Annotated in this window: 11 protein-coding genes and 6 pseudogenes; 6 read left to right on the top strand and 11 right to left on the bottom strand. The window is 57.7% G+C overall.

The annotated features are described in order from the left end of the window. Nucleotides 1-586: 586 nt before the first annotated feature. Nucleotides 587-1591, bottom strand: a complete 1005-nt coding sequence (locus tag PZL22_RS29985; RefSeq protein ID WP_046066542.1) for a Gfo/Idh/MocA family protein — start codon at nucleotides 1589-1591, stop codon at nucleotides 587-589. A gap of 384 nt (nucleotides 1592-1975) precedes the next feature. Continuing rightward, nucleotides 1976-2914, bottom strand: a complete 939-nt coding sequence (gene iolE, locus PZL22_RS29980) for a myo-inosose-2 dehydratase (RefSeq protein ID WP_014528466.1) — start codon at nucleotides 2912-2914, stop codon at nucleotides 1976-1978. A gap of 1146 nt (nucleotides 2915-4060) precedes the next feature. Between iolE and PZL22_RS29975 the strand changes: the two genes are divergently transcribed. From PZL22_RS29975 to PZL22_RS31510, 6 genes and pseudogenes are all read left to right on the top strand, one after another. Beyond that, complete coding sequence (locus tag PZL22_RS29975; RefSeq protein WP_014528465.1) at nucleotides 4061-4507, top strand: Ros/MucR family transcriptional regulator; 447 nt, start codon at nucleotides 4061-4063, stop codon at nucleotides 4505-4507. 857 nt (nucleotides 4508-5364) lie between these two features. Further along, nucleotides 5365-5520: pseudogene (locus tag PZL22_RS29970) on the top strand (transposase); the annotation flags it as partial. Between the two features lie 34 nt (nucleotides 5521-5554). Then, nucleotides 5555-5704: pseudogene (locus PZL22_RS29965) on the top strand (transposase); the annotation flags it as partial. A gap of 192 nt (nucleotides 5705-5896) precedes the next feature. Next, on the top strand, nucleotides 5897-7426 hold the full coding sequence (istA, locus tag PZL22_RS29960; RefSeq protein WP_284718817.1) for an IS21 family transposase: 1530 nt from the start codon (nucleotides 5897-5899) through the stop codon (nucleotides 7424-7426). A gap of 12 nt (nucleotides 7427-7438) precedes the next feature. After that, nucleotides 7439-8163: pseudogene (gene istB, locus PZL22_RS29955) on the top strand (IS21-like element helper ATPase IstB). Nucleotides 8164-8280: 117 nt separating this feature from the next. Next, nucleotides 8281-8552, top strand: a pseudogene (locus PZL22_RS31510) (transposase); the annotation flags it as partial. Nucleotides 8553-8789: 237 nt separating this feature from the next. On the opposite strand, the pseudogene PZL22_RS29950 reads toward PZL22_RS31510, so the two are convergent. From PZL22_RS29950 to PZL22_RS29910, 9 genes and pseudogenes are all read right to left on the bottom strand, one after another. Continuing rightward, a pseudogene (locus PZL22_RS29950) lies at nucleotides 8790-9040 on the bottom strand (transposase); the annotation flags it as partial. Between the two features lie 106 nt (nucleotides 9041-9146). Beyond that, nucleotides 9147-10865, bottom strand: a complete 1719-nt coding sequence (locus tag PZL22_RS29945; RefSeq protein WP_284718816.1) for an asparagine synthetase B family protein — start codon at nucleotides 10863-10865, stop codon at nucleotides 9147-9149. A gap of 320 nt (nucleotides 10866-11185) precedes the next feature. Then, entirely contained in the window at nucleotides 11186-11854 is a 669-nt protein-coding gene (locus PZL22_RS29940) for a CDP-alcohol phosphatidyltransferase family protein (protein ID WP_127624305.1), read from the bottom strand. 111 nt (nucleotides 11855-11965) lie between these two features. Then, the gene (locus PZL22_RS29935) at nucleotides 11966-12853 is read right to left on the bottom strand and encodes a GHMP family kinase ATP-binding protein (RefSeq protein ID WP_088196021.1); all 888 of its coding nucleotides are present in this window, start codon (nucleotides 12851-12853) and stop codon (nucleotides 11966-11968) included. Next, nucleotides 12850-13710, bottom strand: coding sequence for a phosphocholine cytidylyltransferase family protein (locus tag PZL22_RS29930; protein ID WP_234827287.1), 861 nt, complete (start codon nucleotides 13708-13710; stop codon nucleotides 12850-12852). The genes PZL22_RS29935 and PZL22_RS29930 overlap by 4 nt, the downstream gene beginning before the upstream one ends. A gap of 838 nt (nucleotides 13711-14548) precedes the next feature. Then, nucleotides 14549-15568: pseudogene (locus PZL22_RS29925) on the bottom strand (IS256-like element ISRm5 family transposase); the annotation flags it as partial. Nucleotides 15569-15655: 87 nt separating this feature from the next. Beyond that, nucleotides 15656-16438: an ABC transporter permease gene (locus tag PZL22_RS29920; protein ID WP_028010605.1), complete on the bottom strand. Its 783-nt coding sequence runs from the start codon at nucleotides 16436-16438 to the stop codon at nucleotides 15656-15658. Then, complete coding sequence (locus PZL22_RS29915; RefSeq protein ID WP_014528456.1) at nucleotides 16435-17325, bottom strand: ABC transporter permease; 891 nt, start codon at nucleotides 17323-17325, stop codon at nucleotides 16435-16437. The genes PZL22_RS29920 and PZL22_RS29915 overlap by 4 nt, the downstream gene beginning before the upstream one ends. 30 nt (nucleotides 17326-17355) lie before the next feature. Next, a complete protein-coding gene (locus tag PZL22_RS29910) occupies nucleotides 17356-18453 on the bottom strand; it encodes an ABC transporter substrate-binding protein (protein WP_127584191.1) in 1098 nt (365 codons plus the stop codon). Between the last annotated feature and the right edge of the window lie 34 nt (nucleotides 18454-18487).

The raw sequence follows: 18487 nt of genomic DNA, 5'->3' as shown, positions 1-18487 counted from the left end.
CTTTGGTTTTCGCTTCGATCGAGATTACCTGCCCTGCAGGATGATGTAACGGTATGTACAGCACTGCATACAGAGCATTGACGAGCTTGGTGCGTTCATGGAGGAGACATTCACGAGCCAGCACCGGCTCGACTTGCTGCCATTCCGATTTGAGTTCCCAAAAACGCATCTCTGGTTGCTCGGCGGCGACCACGATCGCCCTCGGTGTCGGGCGCGTTCTGCCGCTTAACGAAGCGCCGAACATATGGCAGCGCAATCAGTTCAGCTCCGACCGAGCGTCACTGTCCGCCGCGCCCAACAGAGCGCGCTGCAGCAGGCGCGCCGCCACAGGTAATTGGTCTGCCATGAATTTGAGGAACGGAGACCGGGGTCGGTTCCTGCGGGACCTGACGTGGCAATCATCGACGCTCCGTCGAATTGGTCGGCAGCAGCGGCGTGTTGCGCTGGAGTTCGCAGCAGACCGCCTCGATGCCTGTTTCGGATTTCAGCCTTCGGCCGGCCTGAAGCATTTGCGCCATCCCAAAGAGCCAGCGCAACTCTATCTGCCCGCGTTGGCGATTTGCGGACCCAAACACTAGCCCTTCCGCTAGACGGTTTCCCAGTTGCCGCGTTCAGCCGAACGCTGGATCGCATTGAGCACCTTCATGGTTCCCAGCGACCATTCGAGTTCGATCGGCAACGGGCTACCGGAACGTATCGCGGCGCTGAACCGCTCCGCCTGAAGGCGATATTGATCGGCCGGGGCCACCCGCCTCGTCTCGGCCGCAGCCGCCGCTAGCTTGCTGCCGTTGTCCAAGACGATCCTGCAGTGGTCATCCGGCGTGGGGTTGAACGGATTCTTAAGGCTGATCGACTTCCGGGTGCCAAAGATCTCGACATTGTGACGCAGAGCAAGTTGGGTGGAGACCACAAGCGTAGCCTGACGACCTCCGGGGAAGAGCAGGACGGCGCTCGTCAGCCTGTCGATACCGAAAACCGGGTCGAGGTCACTAACGGCAAAAACGCGTTCCGGCTCGGCAGCGAAGACCATCCGGGCCGCAGCGATTGGGTAAACGCCGAGGTCATAAAGCGCCCCGCCGCCAATCGAGGCATCATTCACGATGCTCTTCGGATCGAGATTGACTTCGGTGAATACGCCTTGTATCGCGCGCACTTCACCGATCTCCCCGGAAGCGACGATGTCGAAAATTTCGTCCCACTGCGGATGCGCCCGGATCATCACCGCCTCCTGGATCCGCCGGCCCGTTCGATCCCGGCAGTCGATAAGGCGGCTCAGTTCCTCGACGTCCAAAGCCAACGGCTTCTCGCACAAAACATGTTTGCCCGCTTCGGCGGCTCGGATCGCCCAGTGCACATGGAGGTGGTTCGGCAGGGGGATATAGACCGCCTCGATTTCCGGGTCTGCCAGAATCTCGTCGTACGATCCGTAACTCCGTCCGATGCCGAAACGGGTCGCCGCAGCCCGCGCCCTGTCCAGATCGCGTGAGGCGATCGCGACTACCTCCAGCCCCTCGGCGCTCAGCATCGACGGTATAACCTTCTCAACGGCGATTGCGGCCGTACCAATAATTCCAAAGCGCACTAAGTCCATGAGGCTTCCTCCTGTGCGAGCAGGTACGGCCCCCGGCAGGCGCGGCCATGCTCAACTTCATCTAGCAAAGTTCCGAGGCGGGCTATGTCGGTAGCGGCGTGGATCGAGCGAGCTCGCGCCAAGGGCTTCAAACAGCCCCGCGCCTGTTGAGGACCTATCTCTCCTCCAGACAGCCCGCTTTTCATTTCCGAAGCCATCGACGCGAAAGCCACAATCACGTCTATCACGGTAAGACGAGTGGGCATACGTCGAGCCCCACGCGTGAGTGATACCGGCGAATCCTACTGCTTCTCCCCACTTAACGTTTCCGTTTCTAAGGGGGCGACACGCTCGTTAACGTGTCGCCCCAACCCGCCGGCCTTGGGAGGGTTAAGCCGCTGCGGGTTAAACGTTTTGCCTGGTGTCAATCCAATCAAACGCATCTGCCGAAGATAATCGGAAGCCGGCCGCCGCAGCCATGCGCGCGAGATTTTCGTGACCCATCTTGGCATAGGTCAGCGGGTGGGCCTGATTTGGATCCTGCTCTGCTTCTACGACGAGCCAGCCGCGATAACCGGTTTTGGCGAGGTTTTCAAGGATTGAGGGAAAATCGACACCCCCGTCGCCGGGAACGGTAAAGATGCCCTCCAGAACGGCGTCCATGAAGCTGAGATCCCCTTCTCGGGCTGCGCGCAGAACATCACCGCGCACATCCTTACAATGCACGTGGACGATGCGTTTGGCATGGCGGACACACAGAGCCACAGGATCCCCGCCGCTGAAGGCACTGTGCCCGCTATCGAACAGGAGACCAACGCGTTCTCCTGTCACGGACATAAGCCGATCAACCTCCTCATCCGTCTCGACGATGGTGCCCATATGGTGGTGGAAGGCCAAGCCGACGCCGAACTCCGCCATGCGTTCTGCAAGGTCGGTGAGCTTGCGGCCATACGCTTCCCATTCCTCACCTCTCAGCCTTGGCCGTTTGGAAATAGGCTGACGAATGCCGTCATGGCGGCCCATTGAGGTGTCGGCGTAGACGACATGCCTAGCACCCAGATCCCTGAGCAGCGTCAAATGCGGCAGGATAGCCTCAAATTCTGCATCCACATCCCGCTCGTATAAGCGCCCGTCCCACCAGCCGGAGGCGAGTTCAAGCCCATAAAGGTCGAGCACCCTCTTCAATGCTGCGCTCTGGCGCGGGTATTTCCCGCCCAACTCGGTCCCGGCGTACCCCGCCTGGCGCATTTCGGAGAGGCACTGTTCAAGCGGCGTATCGCCACCGAGTTCTGGCACGTCGTCATTTGTCCAAGTGATCGGGTTGATTGCAATTTTGATAGACATCAAAGAGTTCCTTCCAAATGGTGGGTCTTCCGCCTTCATCGAGATCCCGTACCCCGAAGCGACTTCCTCCTCGTAGTTGCGGACGCTATGTCCGCTTCGGAGCGGTTATCGGCGTTCCATGACTCCGCGACCCGCAGCGAGGATATGGTCCAAGCTTGACTTCCACCAATGGAGCGGGCGCCGATCAGACCAATTCAGTGTCGGTGGGAATCCGCTTGGCATACACTTTTCCACCTCGCGTTCCTTCCCGATTCAAATGTTGCTGGAACAGCTTTAGGGGAGGATTGGCCCTTTCGTTAGATCCACTTCCGCGATTTCAGGAAGAACCACTTTTCTGCAGACCTAATCTCCTTGACATGCAGGGCCCTCCACTTCATCGGCAGCTTAAAGAGCGAAGGCCACCCATGGATCGCTACCAGCGCGAACAGCTCCGGCGCCAACTCGGGTGCCAAAGAGTTGTTTGCTGCGGAAGGACCGAGGTCGCTTCATCTATGTGCCTTCGGTTGGCCTTTCCTAGCGCGTCCCTTCGAGAGGCTCCGTTTGAGTGACGCCTGTTTCGCTGGTCTAGACTTGGCCGTTCTTACGTTGGAGATTGTTCTGACCGGCCTGGCAGCGTGCAGAAGCGTCGGATGGCGCGCGAAACGCGTACATGTGTGCACAGATATTGGCTTCCTTCAGCACTTATCGCAAACCCGCCTGAATCTTTGCGCCATGGAGCCGGTGCGCCTCCTCTGCTTGCGGCGCGCCGCCCCCATGCCTAAATGCCCGCCTCAGAGATCTCGGCGAAATATCTACCCCCCGCAGATTCCTTCATTCGAATCCATACAAGGCCAAGAGGAGCAGCGCTCAAAGCTCCTTCAGCGAACTCTGTTCGCTAAAGCCGCATGGCGCTCAATCCGCTCACCACAAGGCCTCTGGAGGACGACGACCTCCCGGCCTTTTCACCGCAACGCGACGAGGGGCGATAATGGCAGCCACTTACAGCCCAACCAAAGATATACAGGCGCTGATGCCGTGGTATCGAGAAAGGGACGCGGCAGAACCTGTCGATAAGTTCGCCTTTCGCGTACACTGCCTTCCTTCCGACCGAAATATCTGCAGGTTGCATCCTCGATCTCAATTTGTAACAGCTTGTGGAGAAGATCATTGACGGAATCGCGCTCAAACGAACTAAGGCTTGAGCTCACCAGCCGCATCGTGTCCGCTTATTTGAGCCGCAATGTCATTGCTCCGAGCGAACTCCCCCATCTTATTCAGCAAACCTACGGCTCGCTGGGCAAGACTTCTGAACCCGCGAAAACTCCGGCCACCGTCGAGGAGCAACGCCCCGCCGTACCGATCAAGAAGTCTGTCACAGATGACTTCATCGTCTGCCTTGAGGACGGCAAGAGTTTCAAATCTCTGAAGCGACACTTGATGGCAAAATACGCACTCACGCCGGAGCAGTATCGAGAAAAGTGGAAGCTCCCGCCCGACTACCCGATGGTAGCTCCGAACTATGCCAGAAAGCGATCCGAGCTCGCACGCGCGACCGGCCTGGGAAGAAATCGGCGACAAAGCTCACCGCTTCTGCAAGCGGGAAGATCGGCCTGAAGTTCGGCTGATGCCGTGAGGCGAGAGGTACCGATCGCAACAGGGTATGGCATCAAAGGAGGGAAATCCAATGATCGACTGGCGAGACCTGACCGAAGCAGATGCTATCGGCACGGCGGTGGACGAGCACGGCAAAGACGCCACGACATCAGTCGCCTGTGGTGCTGTTTAAGCATATCGCGGGGACGACACGCCAGAGTACCGCTCCTGGTTTGAACTCTTTCCCAAACTTGCAAAGCGCGAGCACGTCAGCAATTCGTAGGTACGGCCCTGACGAGAAATGCTCCAATTGCTCCTGCGATTTGGTTTGCATCGTAACGGCGGCAACCGAGCTCAGCGTACTCGAATAGCACGCGCGCCAGGCTGCTCGACCCGCAATATGAGAGAACGGCTGACGGTTTAGGCCTCTGGTTCTCGCGGAGATAACCTTGCCCGCAAACTAGTAGGCGGCAGAATTGCTCGCGGGCGGCCATCGGATCAAACAGGTCGGTGGCCGCGCCGCGGCAGGAGCCCTACGCCGACTACGAGCGCAGGAAAACCGCGATGGAGCGATAGAGCTGTGATGATATACGAAGCCGTGACGCTATCCACTGCCGAAATCCTGCCCGTTTGTGCTGCGCGCGCCAGGGTCGGTGACGCAAACTTTCTTGTATTTGCCTGTTTTGCGGCTGTTGTCGTTCGCTTTCAGTAGCCTCGTTGGCGCGACTGGCGAGTGCTTTTCTGTCAATTTTGCTGTTCGTGTACAGCCAAGAAGCCACCAGTTCAGCCCGACACCCCCTCAGGCAAGGAAAAGTTTTTGGAATCGGCTTGTTGGTGGCTTCCGCATAGCTCCGCCGACGACTGGTTCTTCAACAGCCCGCCCCTACGTACATTTCCTCAGGAACGCCCTCGATCATCTGCCGCGTAAGCAGGGCGACGATTGCCTGCAGGAGCTTTGATGGCTCTATGATCGCCGCGACCTCGACGAGGCGAAGGCCGATCTCGCCGCCTGGCTGAGAAAATGGTCGGTCCGCATGCGAGATCGAAGCTATAGCTAGTCGAGAGGATGTGGCTCGACGACTCATGACAATTCCAGGCATTGGAGCCTTGGGAGCAACCGCACTTCTAGCGGCGGTCGGCAGTGGTCGGCAGTTCCAGAAAGTCCGCGACCTAGCTGCTTGGCTGGGCCTGGTGCCTCGCGAGTACTCGACCGGAGGTGCAAATTCCGAGGCAATCCGCCCCCTGGTTCCGAAATGATCTCGCCCCCCCAATTCCGAGAAATAGTCGCCGCCTGATTCCGAGATGATGCCGCCCCCATCGGAAAGCATCTGGCGTGGGTGTTTTGCTGGTGTGAAGTTTCTTCCTTCGACGTGACGAGGAAGGAACGGGATGCCTGCGGAGAGACTGGAGATGCGGCGTGTCCGCGAGATATTGAGATATCGCTTCGAACAAGGACTTGGCCACAAGTCGATCGCGGTTCGGGTTGGAGCTGCGCCATCGACGGTGCGCGAGACGCTTCGGCGTGCGGCCATTGCGGAGCTATCGTGGCCGTTGGGTGACGACATCAGCGATGCAGTCCTGGAAGCGGCGCTTTACAAGGCAGCCGGGACGAAGACGGGTCATCGTCGGAGCCCTGAGCCGGACTGGACGCAGGTCCACCGCGAACTCAAGCGCAAGCATATGACGCTGCAGATCCTGTGGGACGAATACATCAGCCGTTGTCCGGACGGCTATCGCTACAGTCGCTTCTGTGACCTCTACCGCGGCTGGGCGATGAAGTTGCCTGTGACGATGCGGCAGGATCACGCGGCCGGCGACAAGCTGTTCGTCGACTACGCCGGCGACACGGTCACGGTTGTCGTTGATCGGCTGTCCGGCAAGACACGGCAGGCGCACCTGTTCGTGGCGGTTCTGGGAGCATCCAGCCTTTCATATGCGCAGGCACGTTGGAGCGAGACGCTTCCCGACTGGATTGAATGCCATATCCTGGCGCTGGAGTTCTTTGGCGGTGCGCCAGCCTTGCTGGTTCCCGACAATGCCAAGGTAGCGATCATCAAGGCCTGCCACTTCGATCCCCAGGTAAACCGGACGTATTGCGGGATGGCGGCCCATTATGGCAGCGCCGTCTTGCCGACGCGGCCGCGACGCCCGCGGGACAAGGCGAAAGTGGAAGCTGCGGTTCGTATCGTCGAACGTTGGCTGTTGGGCCGGCTGCGCCATCGCATCTTCTATAGTTTGGCCGAGGTCAATGCGGCGATTGGCCAATTGCTCCATGATCTCAATGATAAGCGCGTTCTGCGCCGTGTCGGCGCCACGCGTCGCCAATTGTTCGAGGAGCTTGATCGTCCGGCTTTGCGACCACTGCCTGTCGAACGCTATATTTTTGCCGAGTGGCGTATCCGGCGTGCCGGGCTGGATTATCACGTCGAGATCGAGCGGCACTATTATTCCGTTCCCTATCGCTTTGCCCGCGAGCAGGTCGAGGCTCGTATCACCGCCAATACGATCGAGATCTTCCACAAGGGCGAGCGAATTGCCGCTCACCGGCGCTCCAGCGGCAACGGCAAGCACACGACGATCCCCGATCATATGCCCTCTGCGCATCGCCGCTTTGCCGACTGGACGATTGAACGGATTCAACGCGAAGCCTCTGCGATGGGGCCGGATGTTGCGCTGTTGTGCGAGCGCATTCTTGCCGACAGGCCTCATCCCGAGCAGGGCTTTCGAGCTTGCCTCGGCATCATCCGCCTCAACAAGAGCTTCGGCCGCGACAGGGTCAATGCCGCTTGCGGGCGTGCGTTGGAGATTGGCGCACGAACCTATGGCTCGGTGCGATCCATCCTCGACAATCACCTTGACCGGACGGCTGCCTCAAATGGAGCGGCGCCGCATGAACCGATCCATCACGCCAACATCCGCGGACCTCGCTATTACCACTAAGGAGAACGAAAGATGCTTGCCCATCCAACACTGGATAAATTGAATGCCATGGGCCTGGCCGGCATGGCAAAGGCCTTCAGTGAACTCGTTGCCAACGGCGAAAGCGAACATCTCTCGCACGCCGAATGGCTCGGACTGCTGCTCGAACGGGAGTGGAGCTCCCGTTACGATCGGAAGCTTGCGGCACGCCTCAGGTTTGCCAAGCTTCGCCACCAGGCCAACCCAAAAGATGTCGACTATCGCGCCGACCGCGGCCTCGACCGTGCTCTCTTCATGAGCTGCTCGGTGGCGACTGGATCAACGCCCATGACAATCTGGCCTCGGGTGTCGGAAAGAGTTGGTTGGCTTGCGCTCTCGGCCACAAGGCTTGCCGAGACGATCGCTCAGTTCTCTATCAGCGTGTCCCAAGGCTGTTTGCCCAGCTTGCGCTCGCGCGTGGTGATGGCCGCTACGCTCGCCTGCAACGGACCTTGGGCCATGTTCAGCTCCTGATACTGGATGATTGGGGGCTCGAGCCGCTCAACGAACAGGTCCGTCACGACCTGCTGGAAATCCTCGAAGATCGCTATGGACGCAAATCAACGATCATTACCAGCCAACTTCCCGTGTCCGCATGGCACGGCGTCATTGGCGACCCAACCTACGCCGATGCCATACTCGACAGGTTGGTCCACAATGCCCACCGCATCGAATTGAGCGGCGATAGTCTGCGCCGAAATCTACCGCGCAAAGCTTGACACCTCGCCTGAATGAACTGACAACAATCATCGCCTGCAGACCCCACTAAACAGGGGGCGAGATCATCCCGGAAACCGGGGGCGCAATCATCTCGGAACAAAGGGGCGGCTTCATCGGAATCGGCAACCGGAGGAAAGCAGAAGCTTCTCGGCATCAGCAAGCGAGGAAATCGCTACGTTCGCAAAGTGCTCGTACATGTCGCACGATCCTGCTTCGTCATCTTGACCGAACAAGAAATCGACTGGGGAGCTGGCTGGATGGCCTTCAGGCTCGGATGCACCCCAATAAAGCGGTCGTCGCACATTCCGCTAAAATGGCCCGGATTGGCTGGGTCGTCCTGACCAGGCCCGGAGCACTCTACGAACGCAGAGATCCTGCATTCGCGTGATGCCTTGCAAGGCTCGGGAGTGATGACGAAACAGTGGATCAACATGCCGTAAGCCCTGTGCGAAAAAGCGGACTTCGTGCCCGAACCATCTATTGGGAACGGCGTGTGCGGATCTCATCATGGCCTGGCTGCAACCGCAGCCCACTCGCAAGAGGCCGGAATATTTATGCAACTGGAACCGTCATTTGCGATGTCGCGTACCCTTGCACGGACGAGGCGGACCATACATTCTTTCCAAAGGTCTTTCAAAGCGGCAATTGTCGAGCATTGCGTGTCTGCCAAGAGCCGTTTCCGCTTCGTGTTCTCGTCTTCCAGCGTCTTCAGCCGCTTGCCTTCGGATACGTCCATGCCGCGGAATTTGGCACTCCTTTTATAGATGCTGGCATCGCTGACACCGTGCTTGCGGCAAAGCTCCGAGACCGGCGTGCAGCCTCGTGCTCCCTTAGAATGCCGATGATTTCTTCGTCGGTGAAACGGTTGCGCTTCATTCCCTGGTTCTCTCAATGGGCCAGATATTGGGTGGGATTCACGATACGTCCTCAATCGCAACAACTGGAGGATGATTATCCAATCTTTCTCGCGATTTTGCTATTTCTAAGTTGCGGAAGCGGCGCGCCGCCTTCGGCTGGCCGCGGAAAAGACCGCTTCCGGCTTTACGCTTTCGTCGCTCATTGCGCTGGCGAAATGCTCTTCGTCCGCGAACATCAGAAGCCAAGTTTCAATCGAAATTGCCTTCCATGCGTTTTGAACGGTTCTACGGGTGACCTCGCGCACGAGCTCTTCCCTGACCAGAGCCAGATTTCCATAATCGTAGACGTCCCGCTTTTGTGCCCCGACGGAGTTGAACAAGAGATCAAATGTTGACAACAACCAAGTCCGCATTGCGCTGTCATACATCAGCTGTTGAATTCGTTTCGGTCGCTTCACAATCTCCTCGGGCAAAAAGATCGCCGACGCCTCGCGCAGGATAAGCTTATTTCCTTTGTCGCTGACCTTCTGGGAGTCAGGAATGCGCATTGCGGTTCGGACGACGTCGGTGTCGGCATACGGCATGCGCAGATCGATGCCGAAACGAGCGGCTAGCATTTCCTGGGCGCCCATCCGCTCGTCCCGTCTATCCATTGTGGCGACAAGTTCGGCATGCAAGGACTTATGAGCAGGCGACCGCGTCCTCAGAATTGCTTCCCTGCCGCCTGTTGAGCCCTTGAGGATCGTAAGGTTTCCATTTGGGATCGGTTCCTCGTCAGTTGGCAGCCCGTTAAGGCTCTTCCACAACTGCGTGTGGAAGTTCATGCCTCCAAATAATGTATCCGAGAGATTGCCAGAAAATAGAACATCGACATGCGACCCTGCCATCTCGCTAAGCCCCAACAGGCATGGGTACTCGTCATAGCCCCCGGGGTTCTCCATCGCCCACATCGCTTCTGGAAGCAGCCGTGTAAATTCCGATGGTTCCAGAAGTAGTTCGTGGTGGTCCAGGCCCAGAGCCAGCGCCGTCAACTGGGCGCCTTCAATCTCGGGGTCTCCTCCGTTGTGGCCAACAGTGAACGACTTGACTGTGATTTGCTTCATGGAGCGGGCGACCAGCTCTGCGATTAAAGCTGAGTCCACTCCGCTACTCAGCATTATGCCCACCGCTGGCGGTTGATCGGCGCTGAGCCTTTCCACAGCGCTCAGCAAAGCGTCTGCGACCACCTCCACCGGTACGAAGGCATCCGCTATCGCAGGCGTGATCGATGATGCCGCCTCCGATGGAAAGGAGTTGTCGTCATTTCTGACCGTCGACCATTTCCCGGGCAAAACCGGCTTTACCTGGGAAAAGAATGTTGCTCCGCTCGGCACCCACCCGGTTCGTTCGAATCCCTTGATCGCTTCCCGGTCAATTGAGCGATCAAAGCCAGGCAAAGCCCGAAGGCATTTGTATTCGGTGCAGAAGGCCAGGCCCCTTCCGATTCGCGTGACATAGAGAGTGTTGACCCCGATGTTGTCACGGAGGAAACGAATCTGTTCCTTCGGTAGGTCGATCAGTGCGATGCAATAGTGACCATTTACTCGATCTGGGGGGTCCAGCTTGCCTAGCGCGTAAAGCTCCGCAAGCTCCGCCGCCATCGAGATCTGTTTTCCCTCGACAAAAGGGGTGCCGGTATAGGCCACCATCAACTCTGGATCCTTGAAGATTCTACCAGGCGACCTACTGACCGTGGTCAATGAAATGTCGGCCCCTTTGATCGTGTCGACGTAATTTCCCCGGTGTTTCAGCATCCTGGAAACTGATACCGGGTCGACAAGTGGCATGCCGATCGAGCCAAACATTGCGTCCACGATAATCGTCTCCTGTTTGGTGGCTAAAATGACGTGCAAACTCGAACTGTGCTCTTGGTGTTAACCGACTTGGCCGGACTGGATTAGTCCTGATGCTGAGCATGTGAACGCAGTTCTCTCGTTTGGCGAACAACTGGTCATGCCCTTTCCTGGGTTGCTCCATTGCGCCTCTCCGTGGCTGCCGGTACCAAGGGCATTAGCGTGTGCTTTGTGAGATCACGAACCTGCTTCGAAGACCTGCAGATAGTATCACTCGTTGTCTTTTATCGACATGTAAAAGCCCCCATACAGACTGATCTTGAGACAATTGCTTACTGAAGAGCGAGAAGAGCGCTCATCGCGGCAATGAAGACCGCCGAAAGGGCAATCCAAGTCACATTCATCTTTGGAAATCGGATCGACGAGAGGTGTAACCCGCTCATGATGACCGCAACGGCGCCCATAAGCAGGATCAGGTGATCCGCTACGATTTGGGAGCCGAGGTAGTACGACAGGGCGAATACGAGGATGTTGTGGGGCAGCGGCACCCCTACGAAAGAGCCTCCCGACAGGCCGAACGCTTCGAAGTAGCTCAGCCGCAAAATGCCCGCGGCACAGATCAGTAGCCCCGCGAACGTCGGGAATGGCGCCGCCTCACCCAATGAAGCGAGAAAGATCAAGGGAAAGACACCAGCGGATAGGAAATCTCCCAACGCGTCCATGGCCTTTCCGACATCGCTCATCCCCGATTGGCGATGGTGCATCCTGCGGGCGACGAGACCATCCAACGAATCTGCCAGGTGGCTCCAGAGAACGCATATTAGGGCGAGGTTGTATTCGCCCATCACTGCCATCGCGCATGCGGACATCGCTGAAAGCGCTCCGACGAACGTTATCGCGTTCGGCGGATCCAGGAGAATTCCCATTATGGGTTGACGGCGTTCTTGTTCCATCGACGATCCGTTGGTCATGATTGTTCCTATAGCCTCGTTGGCGATCAAGCGATGCTCCTCTGCCGCTCGCGCAACTAATCCGAGCAAACTTCTTAACTTGCAACCTCTTGCCACAATGATCATCCATCCATTTTCTTCATGCTCTCCTCATCAGCAATCTTAAACGGATGTTTGGCTAGACCTAAAAAATTCGGAGAACAGGTTCAACCGCAGCAACTCGCGTTGGATGTGCTCGACAGATTTATCTTCTTTCTCCAAGCGCGGATCCAAGAACATGCCAACCATCCTCCCGCTGTGAGCAACTTGAAGGCCGAAGGCGCTTGTGGATTGGGACAGTTCCAACAGCGAATGGAAGTGCGGCTGTGGCAGGTACCGCTGATTAATTACAGCGCTTCGCGTGGCGATTTCTCCCAAGTCGTCAAGGCTGCCGTTTTCTAGCGCTCGCCGTAGCAACTTCCGCAGTTCTCCGAACTCCTTGATCTCGTCTCCTGTATATCTGTTCGGCGGGTGGGCTAATGTGTCAACGGGGCGGTTAGGAGCGACGTTCACACTGATCAGCGAGAACTCGGGTATTCTCCTTTCGAAGCGCTCGAGCACAGTGCCCTCTCGCGGGCAGACGAGCCTGGGATTCCCAGTGAACATAGTGCCGTCACTGGCCGCCTCGGCTCGAACAGCAAGGCGAAAGATGGTGCTATCCTTTAGCTGCAGTCCTAAAAGACTAGCCGTTGCGCGGATGGTGGCAACAACGTCGGTGGTTGACGAGCCTAAGCCGAATCCTTCTTGAATATTCGAATTCAGGGTGAGCTTGATTCCCATGCCGGAGTACCCGTTCTCATCTAGAACGAGCCGCGCCGCCTCTCTCGATTTTGTTTTGTGCTTAGGGCTGACGAGGACTTCGATGCCATCAATCGGCTCAGCGACGGCAATCGAGTATCGAGGTGGGAAGGGAAGCGTCACTAAGCCTCGGTGCAGCCGGTTATCTTCGTCCCGGAAAACGCCTTGGAGGATTTCGCCGTGGTGGCCAATTGCAAAGCCGCTACCTCTCATGATGATAGCAGGCAGTTGGTGCCGGCAGCCGCGACCCAAGATTCTGCGGCTTCGAGGTCTTCGAGGGTGTCGATTTCGAACGCGGTGACGTCGAAGCTCTCTGTCTCGATAATCCCTAGCCGGTATTTCGAGCCGAGTGAGCGAGCGAGGATATCCTCATAGTAGAGTGCCGTTTCGCCTCCCGAAATCGCGTCCGTCATTTTTTGATGGAAATCGAGTACAAACTCCTTAGAGCGAAGGAGGTATAGGCTGATCGTCTTGCGATCGCTTGGAAGGGTTTCGTCGCAGTTGCGCGTGACAACCATGTACCACTCCCCATCCATCCCCCGCCGCAAGACGGTCCCCGTTTCTCTAGGTCGAAGAGGACGGGTAGGAACTGTTATGTCAGCGCCGTCCGGCTGCAACCAGTGGTCGGGAAAGTCGGAAAGGAAAACATCGCAATCCGATACGATAAGTGCTCTTCCAGGGACAAGGGCCAAGCCCAAGGACGTAATGTTGTTCTCAGATCGGTATCGAGGGTTCTCGACGATATCAATGTTCATCGCACCCGATGTGCTGCGAACATGCGCGATCACTTCATCGCCGAGAAAGCCGACCACGACCGTTACGTTCGAGACACCGGCCCGCTGCATTTGACTGAGGAGGCGTGACACCAATGGCTCGCCAGCGACTTCGATAAGCGCCTTCGGACGATTGGCGGTTAGATGACCGAGACGTCTTCCCATTCCAGCGGCGAGGATGATTGCTTCGGACATATTATGACCCGTTCGGGACGAGCTTTTCAGCTTAGCTCGGTGACAATCTACCTGCCCATACTCGCCAGGTGTTGTTCCCGATCCATGATTGCTGTCCGCCATTGTCCACCTCCATACTCTGATCTCCTCCACCCCACTTAGGCCTCGAGCTGCCATCTGCGGCGATGAAGAACTTGCTATTCAAGGCCTGCAAACATCATGCCAAAATGGCAAAGTCCTTTTCCAGCGGCGAGGAATGATTGCTTCTAGCGGTTCGGGACGAGCATTCTGCTTAGCTCGGTGGCAACCCACCTGCCCATACTCGGCAGGTGTTGTCGCCGATCCATCATTGTTGTCCGCCATTGTCCACCTCCATACACTGATCTCCTCCACCCCACTTAGGGCTCGAGCTGCCGTCTGTGGCGATGAAGAACTCGCTAGTCTGTTGGGTCTGCAAACATCATGCCAAAGTAGCAACGGCCTTTTAAACCAAGACCGAATAGACCCGGATGTACGTCATTGTCAGCATGCTCGTAACTTAGGGATACCTAGCGACTTGACGCGTAACTTCTCTGAAGTTGAGCACGAATTGTTATCGTCCATGGCCATCGCTTCTGCTCAAGGAGGGGTGGCGGTGAAATGAACGATCACGATTGAGGGTAAGAACGAGTCGGCGACGTTTGCCGCCGGGAGGTCCGTATTGATAAGAGTTGGAAGCGCCTGCTCGCGCAGAGGTGGGCTCGGCAACCGCAGAGCGTATCAGTTTTCCGTACGCTGTGGTCCAGCCCCATGGATTTAACTCCAATATGGTGGGGTCAACATTCCGCGCCGATTGAAACGCCACCATCCTTGAGCCGGAAATCGACAACCGTAGCCACCGCTTGAAATATCGCTGCCCACCTGCGGTTCCCACGGGTTGTGTGCGTCAAGTTCTGCAAAATTGGGCGGTCATGCGTGCTGGTCATGCGGCTTGACGGAGTGCGAGTTTCTTGTGCTCTCGCAGGTCGTCCATGTTGATGTAGCGATTGGCCTCCATCCAGTTTTCGTGGGTTTCGACGGCGAGCGCGCGGACGAGGCGTAGGCAGCTCTCGGTATTGGGAAAGATGCGCACGACGTAGGTTCTGCGGCGGATTTCCTCGTTGAGGCGTTCCAGCATGTTGGTGCTCTTGAGGGGCTTGTGATGCTGGCGCGGCAGACGAAAGAAGGTCAGCGTCTGCTCGATGGTTTCCGCAACCCAGGAGGTCAGGCGCGGATAGCGGACCGACCATTTTCCCAGCCACGCGGCGAGATCGGCCTTCGCCTCATCAAGGTCGCGGCGATCATAGAGCCATCGAAGCTCCTGCAGGCAATCGTCGCCATGTTTGCGCGGCAGGTGATCGAGGGCGTTCCTGAGGAAATGCACGTAACAGCGCTGCCAGGCAGCTTCCGGGATCACCTCGCCAATTGCCGCGACGAGACCGGCATGGTCGTCGGAGACCACCAGTTCGACGCCCTTCAAACCGCGCCCTTTCAGCCTGACGAGGAAGTCCTTCCAGGCGCAACGGCTTTCACGGCCGGCCATCTCGACCGACAGGATCTGCCGCCGTCCGTCCCAGTCGATGCCGACAGCGATCAACACCGCCTGGCTCATCACCACACCGGCCTCGCGCACCTTCTCATAACGGGCATCGAGAATCAGGTAGGCAAACGGCTCTTGAAGCGAGCGCTCGGCAAAGGCCTTCAGGCTCTCGTCCAGCCGCTTGTTGATCGCCGAGATCGATGACGCCGAGAAGGCATGGCCGCACAGCTCCTCGGTGATCGCCTTGACCTTCCGCGTCGACACCCCTTGCACATACATCTCCGCCAAGGTTGCCACCAGCGCCCGCTCGGAGCGCTGATAGCGTTCGAACAATTCGGTGGAGAAGTGCCCCGAGCGATCCTGCGGCACCCGCAGCTCGAGCTTGCCCACCCGCGTGATCAGCGTGCGGCCATAGTGGCCCGAACAGAACCTTCGGCACACTACCTTCATGTGCGGCGGCGTCGGCTGCAACTCTATGCCGTTCACACCAGAAGAATGAGAGGAAGCACCCTACCCTGCCCGTCGCGAAAACCGCGTCATGACGTTCATCATGGCCAGTGCGCCCCAAGTGATGGCAAAGGACAGGATCGTCAGAGCCGCAGGCTCATAAGCTTTGCTCACGCCGACTTTTTGAATGTACGTGCCGAAAGCCGGGCGCGTCAAAAGGCTAGCAATCACGAATTCGCCCATCACGACTGCGAAGGTCAGGAACGCGCCTGCCATGACGGAAGGCAAGATGTTCGGGAAGATCACCAGCCTGATTGTCGCGAATGGCCGCGCGCCGAGAATGTCAGCGGCTTCCGTCAGCGTCTGAACGTCAATGGTCTGCAAGCCGGTATCAATCGTGCGGTACAGGTACGGCAGAGATAATGTGGTACAGCCGCAGATAAGCAGAATACTCGCACCAGTGCTGCTATTGGCCAGCGGCAGCACTGACGAGGACGAAAACAGCCGCAGATAGCCAAAGACAAGCACGATGGGCGGCACGATCATGGGCAGCATCACGAAGATTTCTACCGCAGGACGCAGCCATTGGAGGCGCAACCGGACATAGTAGGCCATCGGAACAACGATGATCGTGCCAAAGATAATCGTCAATACTGCTATTATCAGCGAATAGCCGAAGCTGGCCGCAAATTCCGGGTCTAGAAAAACCGACTCGTAAGCCTCAAGCGAATAGACGCCGCGCCGGATGCTAAATGAAAATTCCGCCGTGCTGAAAAGCGGCATCAGAAAGAACAATGCGGCGATGGCGAATATGGTCCAAGGGGAATAGCGCAGGACAAGTTTCATTTCAGCCACCGCTCGGCATGCACGCGGAGCATCAGATAAAGAGAGATGGCCACGGTCATGACCAGTACCATGAGCAAAGCCAGAACCGCGCCAAGCTGCTCGTTGTGCAGCACGTCGCCGCGAATTTGCGCGTAGAGCAAGATCGGGATGACGTTCACGGCCGTTCCTGTCAGTGCGTAGGCCGTTGCGATGCCCCCGAATGCATTGGCAAACAACAACGCCAGCGACCCGAGAATGGTTGGCCAGAGGATGGGTAGGCCGACAAAGCGCCAATATTGGGTGGTGGTGGCACCCAATATCTCGGCCGCTTCCCGCGTCTGTGTGGAAAGCCGCTCAATGGCGGGCATGATAATCGTCAATGCAATCGGGACTTGAAAGAACAGGTAGGTCAGTGCCAAGCCGGAAAAGCTGGCAAGGTCAAAGCCTGCCGCGTAAATGTCGATGCCGAAGGTGTTGCGCAAAACGATTGTCACCAGTCCAAGCCGCCCGAGAGTGGCGATGAAGGCGAAGGCAAGGGGAATGCCCGAGAAATGCGAGGCCACGCCGCAAAAGGTCATGACGGCCGCCTTCACCTTCTGGCTGGCCATGCCCCGGCCAACAGTCAGGGCCAGTATGAGCCCGAACAACGTTCCAAGCACGGCCGTGGCGCCGGAGATTTTGGCCGAAGCCATAAAGGCGTCGGCAACCTCCGGCGTCGCGATCGCCACGAAGTTCGCCAGCGTGAGAGCTCCCTGCTTATCGACAAAGGCGGTGACCAGCAACGCCACAGTGGGCATCACCATCATGACGATTGCGAAGATGAAGAACGGCGCCGTGGCCAGCAGTGCGGGCCCGTCAATGGAGTTGAGGTATGGGGTGCTTGCCAGCCCGGCGCGAATGCCGCTCATAGGTTGCCGTCGGTGGACTGTGGTTTCAACTTATTTGCTCCCTGCGCCTACGGTCGAAGTCCATTCCTTGGCGATCACTTCGCCCGCTTCGACGAGATGGGCCAGCTCAGGGAATACAAGGTTGTCACCTGTCGCCGGGAGCTTGGTCAGCATATCATCGGTGATTTTGCCGGACTTGCGCATGGCATCAAAGCGGATGGGATGGCAAAGGCCCTTCAGGTAGCCCAGTTGACCCCCGTCGGAATAAAGGTACTCCATCCAGAGCTTGGCGGCATGCGGATGCGGCGCGTACTTGCTGATGGCTTGGGCATAGACGCCGGCCACGGTAACGCTTTCCGGGACAATGGTATCCAGCGGCGGATTGCCTTGGAAATTTTCGGCATAGGTGATTCCGTTGGAATCCCAGCGTGTGGTAATGGGCGTTTCGCCCTTGGCGATGGATGCGGCAGAACCGAAACCGGAAACGAGATTGCCGGAGTCCTTCAAACGGCGGTAGAACTCCAGGCCGGCGCGGGCTGCTGCCGCGCCCGGCTGCGCGCCGGTTGCCAGGCCCGCCGCATAGACGCTCAGAATGGAATTGTTGGCGGTGCGCGGGTCAGCAGGCAAGGAAACGCTCTTGCGATAGGCCGGGTCGAGAAGATCGGCCCAATCGGCTGGAGGCTTCGCGATAACGTCCTTATTCACGACGAAAGAAAGCACGCCGTAATAGTCGCCGTACCAGTGCCCTTCCGGGTCCTTGGCAATGACCGGGATTTCGTCCCACGTCTGCACCTTGTACGGTTGCAGCAAGCCCTCTTTCTTCGCGATAGGGCCGAAAACGAGGCCCACATCGATGACGTCCGGCGCTTGCGGACCGTTGTTGCCTATATTAGCCTTGATCGTTGCCAGTTCTTCACCGGAGCCGCCGGTTGGGCTGAGTTCGTTTACGGTGAGGCCGTATTTGTCTTTAAAACCCTGAATCAATGCGCCATAGCCGCACCAATCATGCCCAAGGGCAATAACCGTCAATTGCCCCTCAGCCTTTGCGGCCGCGACAAGATCATCCATGTTGGCGGCATGCGCGCCGATTGGCACTGCGAGCCAAGCGACACCTTGGATCAGATAAGCACTCATCCGTTTCCATATCATTCCGTTTTCCTTTCGCGGGAATCAACAAGAAATG

Source organism: Ensifer meliloti (assembly GCF_030064585.1).
Taxonomy (GTDB): Bacteria; Pseudomonadota; Alphaproteobacteria; order Rhizobiales; family Rhizobiaceae; genus Sinorhizobium; species Sinorhizobium meliloti.
This window is presented reverse-complemented; position numbering and strand designations above follow the sequence as displayed.

Excerpts from the sequence above, each read along its gene's own strand:
- PZL22_RS29945 (WP_284718816.1), bottom strand. The coding sequence starts at position 10,865 with ATGTTTGGCTCGATCGGCATGCCACTTGTCGACCCGGTATCAGTTTCC.
- PZL22_RS29920 (WP_028010605.1), bottom strand. The coding sequence starts at position 16,438 with ATGAAACTTGTCCTGCGCTATTCCCCTTGGACCATATTCGCCATCGCC.
- PZL22_RS29985 (WP_046066542.1), bottom strand. The coding sequence starts at position 1,591 with ATGGACTTAGTGCGCTTTGGAATTATTGGTACGGCCGCAATCGCCGTT.
- istA (WP_284718817.1), top strand. The coding sequence starts at position 5,897 with ATGCGGCGTGTCCGCGAGATATTGAGATATCGCTTCGAACAAGGACTT.
- PZL22_RS29935 (WP_088196021.1), bottom strand. The coding sequence starts at position 12,853 with ATGAGAGGTAGCGGCTTTGCAATTGGCCACCACGGCGAAATCCTCCAA.
- PZL22_RS29910 (WP_127584191.1), bottom strand. The coding sequence starts at position 18,453 with ATGATATGGAAACGGATGAGTGCTTATCTGATCCAAGGTGTCGCTTGG.
- PZL22_RS29915 (WP_014528456.1), bottom strand. The coding sequence starts at position 17,325 with ATGAGCGGCATTCGCGCCGGGCTGGCAAGCACCCCATACCTCAACTCC.
- PZL22_RS29930 (WP_234827287.1), bottom strand. The coding sequence starts at position 13,710 with ATGGCGGACAGCAATCATGGATCGGGAACAACACCTGGCGAGTATGGG.
- iolE (WP_014528466.1), bottom strand. The coding sequence starts at position 2,914 with ATGTCTATCAAAATTGCAATCAACCCGATCACTTGGACAAATGACGAC.